The organism is Arcobacter sp. LA11 (assembly GCF_001895145.1).
Lineage (GTDB): Bacteria > Campylobacterota > Campylobacteria > Campylobacterales > Arcobacteraceae > Halarcobacter.
In genome coordinates this window covers 61555-68319 of the sequence record NZ_BDIR01000013.1, presented here as the reverse complement: position 1 = coordinate 68319, position 6765 = coordinate 61555, and the positions used below count along the sequence as shown (strand labels likewise).

General features: G+C 28.1%; 5 protein-coding genes. 3 read left to right on the top strand and 2 right to left on the bottom strand.

The genetic code is table 11. The features are described 5' to 3' along the window. Together BT997_RS12915 and trmA are read right to left on the bottom strand one after the other, a co-directional pair. On the bottom strand, window positions 1-705 hold a 705-nt coding region (locus tag BT997_RS12915), incomplete at its 3' end, for a flagellin (RefSeq protein ID WP_174247244.1). A 46-nt stretch (window positions 706-751) separates the two neighbouring features. Continuing rightward, window positions 752-1873 carry a tRNA (uridine(54)-C5)-methyltransferase TrmA gene (gene trmA, locus BT997_RS12910; protein WP_072682358.1) on the bottom strand — a complete coding sequence of 374 codons (1122 nt, stop codon included), beginning with the start codon at window positions 1871-1873 and terminating at the stop codon, window positions 752-754. A 65-nt stretch (window positions 1874-1938) separates the two neighbouring features. Here trmA and BT997_RS12905 point away from each other — a divergent pair, with 65 nt between their 5' ends. Genes BT997_RS12905 through glmU form a run of 3 tightly spaced genes read left to right on the top strand, consistent with a single transcriptional unit; the run spans window position 1939 to window position 6765 of the window. Further along, on the top strand, window positions 1939-3465 hold the full coding sequence (locus BT997_RS12905) for a helicase-related protein (protein WP_072682357.1): 1527 nt from the start codon (window positions 1939-1941) through the stop codon (window positions 3463-3465). A 57-nt stretch (window positions 3466-3522) separates the two neighbouring features. After that, window positions 3523-5463 carry an ankyrin repeat domain-containing protein gene (locus BT997_RS12900; protein WP_072682356.1) on the top strand — a complete coding sequence of 647 codons (1941 nt, stop codon included), beginning with the start codon at window positions 3523-3525 and terminating at the stop codon, window positions 5461-5463. A 6-nt stretch (window positions 5464-5469) separates the two neighbouring features. Continuing rightward, on the top strand, window positions 5470-6765 hold the full coding sequence (glmU, locus tag BT997_RS12895) for a bifunctional UDP-N-acetylglucosamine diphosphorylase/glucosamine-1-phosphate N-acetyltransferase GlmU (protein ID WP_072682355.1): 1296 nt from the start codon (window positions 5470-5472) through the stop codon (window positions 6763-6765).

The following is a 6765-nucleotide window of genomic DNA, read 5'->3' as shown; positions in this document are numbered from 1 at the left end:
AGAAATAGTTGCTACATCACCAGTAGCAGTAATAGTTCCTAGGTCTCCAGATAATTCTACATTCTCCGCCGCCGCTGAACCAGAAGCATTAGTAGCTGTCAATACCATAGCATTAGCACTTGCAAGTTCTATACTAGATTGAGCACCAATTGTTGAACCAGAACCAACAGCATTGTCTCCACCACCTAAACCAGCTGTATTTGATCTAATAGCAGTATTAGAAATAATGTCATTTTCAGTCTCACCAATTTGGAAAGATAAGGCACCTGAAGATGCTTGATCTGAAGAACTAGCTTGAAGTAAAACATTACCATTGTAGTTAGTTTGTTCAGCAATATTATCAAGTTGTGTTAATAGTTTAACAATATCTTTTCTAATAGACTCTCTACCTTCATCTGAAGTAGTATCTGTATTAGCTTGGATTAATTTAGCTTTGACAGTATCCAAAATTGTAGATTGTTCGGCCATTGACTTATCAGCAATTTGAAGTAGTGTAATTGCTGAATTACCATTTGAAACACCTTGATTAATAGATGTCGCTTGTGTTCTAAGTTTATCAGCAATTGCTAAACCAGATGCATCATCTGATGCTTTATTAATTTTAAGACCAGATGAAAGTTTTGCTAAAGAATTAGTAATACTTTTATTTGTATTTGCTGCAGCCTCTTGTGCTGTGATTGATGAAACGTTTGTATTGATTCTCATAATGTGACCTTTACAGTTTGTATATTAGATAATATCTAAGCTAAAATTAAACTTTGTTTAAAATAACTCCACATTCAATATGATTTGTGTATGCGAACTGATCAAATATAGCGAAATTTGTTATTTTATGAGTTTTTGTTAATTCTTCTAAATCTCTATGAAGTGTTTCTGGATTACAAGAGATATAAATTATATTTTTATATTTTTTAACTAAGCTTCTTGTTGTATTATCAAGGCCAGCTCTTGGAGGGTCTACAAAAATAGAATCAAAACTGTATGATTTTAAATCAATATCTTTTAGTCTTTTAAATTCTCTTTTTTCTTGTAATGCTTCTACAAATTCTTCTGCACTCATTCTTATAAAATCAATATTTTTTATATTATTTAGTTCACAATTTGTTTTTGCAGAGTTTATTGAGGTTTTTGAGATTTCTGTTGCAAGTACTTTATTGAATTTTTTACTTAAAGGGATAGTGAAGTTTCCACCACCACAATATAATTCACATAAATCATTATCAGTTTTTTCAATATTATTTAAAACCCATTCAATCATTTTTATATTTACATTTGAATTTGGTTGAGTAAATCCACCTTCTTTATACCTAAAATAAAAAGGGTTGTCATTTATTTCAAGAATTTCGTCTATATAGTCATTTTCTAAAATCACTTTTTGTTTTCTACTTCTTCCTATGATTTTAATATTTAATTCTTCTTGGATTTTACTTGCTTCAATATTCCAATTATCTTCTAATTTTCTGTGATATATTAAAGTAACTAGCATATCATTTGTAGTTGAGTTCAAAAATTCAATTGCAAATAATCTCTCTTTTAGTATTAAATTGTTTTGAAGTTTTTCTAGAAGAACTGGCATGATTTCTTTTATATGAGAAGTTACAATTTCACAAGAGTCAATTTCTAATGCTTTTTTATCATAATCATTCATAGCATAAGAGATTATTGGATTATCATTTTCATCAAAGTTTTTCCAGATTCTAAATTCAGCTCTATTTCTAAAATTTTGTTCTTCACTTTTTATAATATCAAATTCAATATCTGTAAAATTTGAAAATCTATTTTTTTCTCTTTCTAACTTATAATTTAATTGTTCTTCATAATTCATTTCATGTAAAGTACAGCTAGCACATTTACCAAAATATTCACAATTCATTCATCGCCTTCATTTATTATCTATAGTTTAATCTGATATTATATTCTATTTACTATAATACGCCCATGAAAGATAATTGGCAACAACAACTACAGACTTTACTAAATTGTGATTTAAAGTCACTTTTCCCATTAGCAAGAAGTTTAAATAGAAAACTTAAATTTTTTGTAGGCCCTACTAACTCAGGTAAAACATACAATGCGATGAAAGAATTAAAAGAGTCAAATAGTGGACTTTATTTAGCACCTTTAAGGTTACTTGCTCTTGAAGGATATGAAGATTTAAAAGAAGAGAAGATTGATGTATCTTTAATAACTGGTGAAGAACAAATTATAAATGAAGATGCAGCTCATGTTTGTTCAACAATTGAAATGATTGATTTTAATCTTGATGTGGATGTTGCAGTTATAGATGAAATACAAATGTTAGATGATACTGAACGAGGTTGGGCGTGGGTTAATGCAATTATTGGGTGTCCTGCTAAAACTATTATTATGACAGGAAGTGTAAATGCTTTAGATGCGGTAAAAAAGATTGTTTCATATTTAGGGGAAGAGCTAGAAGTAATCAAGCATCAAAGAAAAACTCCTTTAAAAGTTTTACCTAGACATACTGCTTTGGATCATCTTGAAAGTGGAACTGCATTAATTGCTTTTTCAAGAAAAGATGTTTTAAAATTGAAACAAAAGTTACAAAAGAAATATAAGGTTTCTGTCATTTATGGAAATTTATCTCCTGAAGTTAGACGAGATGAAGCGAGAAGATTTAGGCATAAAAAAAGTGAAGTTTTAATTGCAACAGATGCTATTGCAATGGGATTAAATCTTCCTATAAAAACTATACTCTTTACTACAGATACAAAGTTTGATGGCGTTAGTAGAAGAAAAATAAATGTAAATGAAATAGTTCAAATAGCAGGTCGTGCAGGAAGATATAAATTATTCGATGCTGGATTCTTGGGTGCAACTAGACGTGATGTTTTAGAACATATCAAAGAAGAATTTGAACAACCAGTTCGTACTATCAAACCACCTTTTTCTGTAAAAATAAATAATGAACAACTTGAATCTTTAGCAAGTCATATAAAAACAAACTCTTTAACAAAAATTTTGAAATTTTTTAAAGATAATATGACTTTTGATGGTCCTTTTATTGCTTCTAATATCTCATCTTTAATTGAAGCAGCTAAAATTGTAGATAAAAAAAATAATTTAAGCTTAGAAGATAAATATCTACTTGCACAAGCGCCGATTACAACCAAGTCAAATATAATTCTTCAAGCTTATGAAGCTTATATCGCAGCAGTAATAAAAAGTAGAACTTGTAGATATAAGCCTTCAATTACTTTACCTAAAAAAGCAATTACTCAAAAAGATTTATTACTTGTAGAAGATGAAGTGAAGAAAATTTCGCTTTACTTATGGTTATCTTATAAGTTTCCTGAACTTTTTCCAGATTATGATAAAGCAGTTATTTTAAGAAATAGTTTCAATTCTTTTATAGAGAAATCTTTGAAATTAAATTTAAAATTGACTGAAGATAGTAGATCAAAACAGTATTCTAAACCATATAGAAGAAATAGACGCCATTAATTAACAAAATTTTAGGTATAATCTTAGTACTTACGTAAAATTTAGAGGAATATTTATATGTTAGGTATGTTCAAAACAGATGGCGCAGAGTCTTTACATAAAGAACTAATGAAGAACTATATTGATGAAAAGAAAATTCAGGAATTAATTGACAGTGGTGTAAATATAAATAGAAGAGATGCAAAAGGTCGAACTCTATTATTTGAACTATCCTCTAAAAGAAGAATAGAATCTATTAAAATTTTAATTAAAAATGGTATTGAAATTAATGCTGAAGATAATTATGGAAAAACTGTATTGTCTGAAGCTGTTGATAAAATTGATGGTATGATGATAAGATTCTTACTTGAAAATGGGGCTTCAATAAATCATATTAATTCATCAGGAAGAACTGTACTTCAAGATGCTGCTTTAGAAGAGAATGAAAAAGTTTTTCAAATTCTTATGTCAAAAAATCCTGATTTATCTTTAACTGATCATTATGGGAGAACAGTTTTATTTGATGCAGTTGAAGGTGGAAACTTATCAATTATAAAAGAGGTAATAAATAATATCGATGATATTAATATTGTAGATAATAATGGACGAAGTGCGTTGTTTTATTCAGTATTAAAGGAAAATGATTTAGTAACAAAATTTTTAATATCAAATGGAATTGATATTAATATTGTAGACAAAAAGAGACAAAGTGCCCTTTTTAATGCAGTGATTTTAGGCTCAAATAATATTTCTATAATTGAATTACTTTTAGAAAAAGGTATAAAGTTAAATATTAAAGATTATGCAGAAAAAACTATATTGGATGAAATATTAAAAATTTTAGCAATTGTAAAATCTTCTGATGAAAAAATAGAAGGAAAATATCGTCTTGCAAATAAAGAACGGAATTATCTTAAATTAACTGGACTTTTAATAGATAATGGTTTAGCAATAGATAGAACTGATTCTGATGGTAAAACTGTTTTATATAAAGAAGTTGAAAGAGAAAACTATGACACGATAGATTTTTTAATTGCTTCAGGTGCGGACGTTAATACTCAAGATAAAGATGGAAAAACAGTTATCTTTGATGCCGTATTAAAAGGTCCTTCAAATATGGAAATGATAGATCATCTTATCTCTAAAGGTGCAGATATTGATCATCAAGATTTCAATGAAAGAACTATTGTAGATGATTTAGCAGAAGCAGTTTTAATTACACAAAATAATAAAAAACCAAGTTCAAAAAGATTTTTAGATTTAGTAGAAGGTGAAGATTATTTTGCTTTATTAAAAAAGGTTTTAATTTTTAAACCTAAAATTAATTACCCTAAAAAAGATGGGAAAACAGTACTTTTTGATTTAGTGATTCAAAATAATATTGAGTTGATTAAACTTGTTGTTAATGCAGGTGCAGATTTAAATGTTATTGATAACGATAAAAATACGCCACTTTCATATATGATTGATGATGGATTAAAGATAACTCATCAAAAAGAGAAAGAGTCTTTTCTTGAAAGACTTGTATTTTTATTAAAGTTTAGGATTGATGTAAATACTATTGATAAAGAAGGAAGAACAATTTTCCATAAGTCAGTTATGGCTAATGATTTAGAAGTAGTTGAAAAACTTTTAACGAAAAAAACTAATCTAGATATAAAAGACAAACAAGGAAGAACAGCCCTTCACCATACTCAATGGAAAGGTAATTATAAAATTGCAAGACTTCTTATTACTGCTGGTGCGAATATAAATGAAGCTGATTATGCAGGGTTTACGATTTTAAATTATGCTGCAATTTTAGGACATACAAAATTAGTAGTGGTTTTAATTTTATCTGGTGTTTTAATGTATAACCGAAATAAAAAAAGCAAATCTGTAGCCAAATTTTTTAAAGAAAGAGAAAGTAATTTAGATACTCTTTTAGATGCAAATATTACAGATAGCAAAATGAGAAGAGCTATTGAAGAAGTTACTGAGAACTTAAAAAATGAAATAAATGAAACTTTAGAGGGATAGTTATAAATGTTTAATAAATCAATTATTATTTTAGCAGCAGGTGCTGGTACAAGAATGAAATCTAAATTACCAAAAGTATTACATAAAATTTCTGGTAAAGCAATGTTATATTATTCAATAAAGGAAGCCTTAGAACTAAGTGATGATATTACAGTGGTTCTTTTTCATCAAGCTTCAAAAGTGAAAGCAGAAATGGAAAAATATTTTACTGGTATTAATTATGTGATCCAAGACCATGAAAATTACCCTGGAACTGGTGGTGCAGTTATGGGAATAACTCCAAAATATGACCAAGTATTAGTTTTAAATGGTGATATGCCTTTAATTCAAGCAGACGAACTTAAAAAGTTTAATTTAGATGCAACAATTGTTATGTCAGTTCTTGAACTTGAAAGTGCAGATGGATATGGAAGAGTGATTATTGAGAATGGTTCTGTTAAAAAGATTGTTGAACAAAAAGATGCAAATGAGCAAGAATTAGCAGTTACAACTGCAAATGCTGGTATTTATCAATTTGACACAAAATTTTTACTAGAGAATCTTCCAAATCTTTCAAATGACAACGCTCAAGCAGAATATTATATTACAGATTTAATTGAAATGGCAATTACTCAAGGAAAAGTTCTAAAACCACTTGCTGTAAATGAAGAGAATTTTAAAGGGGTTAATTCAAAAGTTGAATTAGCTGATGCAGAGGTTATTCATCAAAATAGATTAAAACATGAGTTTTTAAAAGCTGGTGTAATTATGAGATTACCTGATACTATTTATATAGAAGAAGGTGTTTCTATTGAAGGAGAGTCTATTTTAGAAAATGGAGTTACACTTTTAGGAAATACAAAAATCATAAATTCTCATATAAAAACAAATTCAATAGTAGAAGATTCAGTTATTGAAGATTCTGATGTTGGACCAATGGCTAGAGTAAGACCCGGAAGTATTTTAAATGAAACACATATTGGTAACTTTGTTGAAACAAAAAAAGCAAAGTTAACTGGTGTAAAAGCAGGGCATTTGTCATATCTTGGCGATTGTGAAATTGATGAAGGAACAAATATAGGTTGTGGAACAATTACTTGTAATTATGATGGTATTAATAAATATAAAACAATTATAGGTAAAAATGTGTTTGTAGGTTCTGATACACAGTTTGTAGCTCCTGTAACTATTGAAGATAATAGTTTAATAGGTGCAGGTTCAACTGTAACTCAAAATGTAAAAGATGGTCAACTTTATACTACAAGAGCAAAAAAAAGAACAGTAGATGGTTATTTTTATAAACATTTTGAGAATAAAAATTAA

Bases quoted from the DNA above. Each gene is read 5' to 3' on its own strand.
- trmA (WP_072682358.1), bottom strand. From the start codon at position 1,873: ATGAATTGTGAATATTTTGGTAAATGTGCTAGCTGTACTTTACATGAA.
- BT997_RS12905 (WP_072682357.1), top strand. From the start codon at position 1,939: ATGAAAGATAATTGGCAACAACAACTACAGACTTTACTAAATTGTGAT.
- BT997_RS12900 (WP_072682356.1), top strand. From the start codon at position 3,523: ATGTTAGGTATGTTCAAAACAGATGGCGCAGAGTCTTTACATAAAGAA.
- glmU (WP_072682355.1), top strand. From the start codon at position 5,470: ATGTTTAATAAATCAATTATTATTTTAGCAGCAGGTGCTGGTACAAGA.